At 32.8% G+C, this 2,714-nt stretch carries 2 protein-coding genes; both read right to left on the bottom strand.

Features of this window, described 5'->3' with window-relative positions; all coding sequences use genetic code 11:
- On the bottom strand, window positions 1-152 hold a 152-nt coding region (locus RR554_RS05465), incomplete at its 3' end, for a CHC2 zinc finger domain-containing protein (protein WP_332467581.1).
- A 119-nt stretch (window positions 153-271) separates the two neighbouring features.
- Entirely contained in the window at window positions 272-2,605 is a 2,334-nt protein-coding gene (locus tag RR554_RS05470; protein ID WP_332467580.1) for a cation-translocating P-type ATPase, read from the bottom strand.
- Between the last annotated feature and the right edge of the window lie 109 nt (window positions 2,606-2,714).

Here is a 2,714-nt window from a genome sequence, read left to right on the forward strand (position 1 = left end):
GAAAAGGAAGGTGTTTTTTCATTATGAAACGGACAAAGACCTAAATAATTTTTACCAGATTTCTTCAACTGAACATACTGACCAACAACATCGACAATATTCGTTTGTTTCCGAACTGTTTCTATTGTTTCTTGAGGGATTAACTGTGACATTTGTAACTGACCTCCCCTCACTATTTTAAGTGACAAAAGTCGCACTGAACTCAGCGCGACTATATGACACAAATCTACAATTTATAGTATATCACATCTATGAAAATATGCTACTTTTTCTACTTATTTTCATGAAAAAAATATTTTGTCCCCTGCTTATCGATCAATCTGTCTAAAATAATTTTACCAATGATTGATACGATTACAAGTATTGCAAAAATTGGAAGGCTTTGACTAGTCAACATTGAAATTTCAAGTAAGCCTTTAAATAGCATAGCAGCAACAAAGGTTCCAATTGTGGTTGTCACCGCTAGAAAAACTCTAAGAGGATTGAATGGTAAACATGCCTTAATAACTGCCATCGCACTAACTGCGATTAACATGTAATACATTAATGTTGTTATATCAATTTGTGCCCAATCTTTCATATTGCCATAAATATAAATAAAGACAACGTTAAAGACTACTAATAACGCATTTGGTAACGCTCGTCTTAAAGCAGTTGGCAAGAAACGAGTTATTACTTTTCTTTTATCATTCTCAAACTGTAAGAAGAATGTTGGATATCCTTCAATAGCTAAATCAAGTAAAGTAATTTGGATGGGAATGAAGGGAAAAGAAATTGCCGTTAAAACACAAAGTAGAGACAAAATTAACGAATATATTGTTTTGATAAAAAAGATGCTTGCTACTTTAGTAACATTGTTAACCACACGACGTCCTTCAAATAAAACATCTGGTAAAGTGGTGAAATCAGAATCGAGTAAAACCAAATTCGAAATTTGTCTTGTGGCGTTATCTCCTTCAGCCATAGCGATGCTACAATCTGCTTCTTTAAGTGCAAGTACATCATTAACACCATCACCAGTCATTGCTACTACATGACCTTGCTCTTTTAACTCTTGTACAAGAATTTTCTTTTGTTGAGGAGACACTCGACCAAATACTTTGTACTCATTAACAACACTTCTTACCTCTTCATCCGTTGTTAATTCTGATAAGTCAATGTATTTTTGATAATTATCTAATCCAGCTCTTCTAGCAACATTAGAAACTGTTACAGGATTATCACCAGAAATAACTTTTATATCGACTCCTTCTTCTTTTAAATATGCTAAGGTTTCATTGGCATTTTGTCTAATCGGATCATCAATCTTAATAAGTGCCAAAGGTTCTAAGCGAGGTAAGATAGTCTCATCATCTGTTGATTCTGAACTAATTCCTAGCATTAGCACACGTTGTCCTGCCTCTTGTGCTTCTTGAATTCCTTTTGGTAAATCAGCTTCTTTAAATAATCTTTCTGGCGCTCCTAAAGCAATAGTTCCAATATTATCTAAACAAACAGCTCCCCATTTTCTTTCAGAAGAAAAACTAGTCACACGATTGGCTGGATAAGTAGTTGTTTCTTTAAAGTGATTTCTAATAGCTTGCATTGTAATATTGTTATCAGATGAGGCTGATAGGTAGCTTCCAACTAAATCTTCAAACATAGTTTCATATTTTGGTTGTAGTATCTCGACTTCTTCAACTTTCATTTTACCTTCAGTAATAGTACCTGTTTTATCTAAACAGATAACATCTACATGAGCAAGTGTTTCTACCGAATACATATCTTGGACCAGAACATCCTTTTTAGCGAGTTTTGCAACAGCTGTCGCTAGAGCGATCATGATTAAAAGGACCATTCCTTTTGGTAGCATACCTAAAAGGGCAGCAGCAGACGCGACAACTGATGATTTTATATCGCTTCCTCTAAAGAAAAAAGCTTCTACAAATAAAATAAGGCCTAATGGAACGATAACGTAACTTGTAAACTTAGCTACTTTACGAATCGATGAAACAAGCTCTGAATTGAAAGGTTTATGAACTTTGGCTTCATTGGCAATTTTTGTTGCATAGTTGTCTTTTCCAACATGAATAACTTGACCATAGCACTGTCCACTCGAGACAAAACTTCCAGATAAAAGTTGTGCTTTTTCTTCTTTAACAATTAAATCTGATTCACCGGTTAATAATGCTTCATTGGCTTCAATCTGGCCTGAAATAACTACCATATCTGATGGAACTTGATCACCAGCAACTAATTTAACGATATCATCTAAGACAATGTCAATTGATGAGATACTTTTTTCCTGATTGTCGCGAATAACTATTGATTTGTCTTCGTTGATAATCGACAATTTAGCTACTAAATTGCGGGCTCTTATTTCTTGAATGGTACCAATTGTAATATTAATTAAAATAATAACCATAAAAAATAAATTACTATAGGCTCCGACTAAGGCTAAACAAATCCCAATAATTAAATTCAGCAAGTTAAACAATGTTAACACATTATCTTTTAAAATATCTTTTGTAGATTTAGATACATCTTCATTATAATTATTCTGTTGATTTTGACTTACTCTGAGATTAACTTCTTCTGCAGTTAATCCTTTAATATCTAATTTCATTCCTTACTAATCATTCCTTTATTATTTCATTAATTAATAGACTATCTAAACTATTATACATGTTCTTCTTTTTAATTGAAATGATTTAATTTTTAGAATCCAGAATAAT

It is taken from the genome of Vagococcus sp., assembly GCF_036639995.1.
Lineage (GTDB): Bacteria > Bacillota > Bacilli > Lactobacillales > Vagococcaceae > Vagococcus.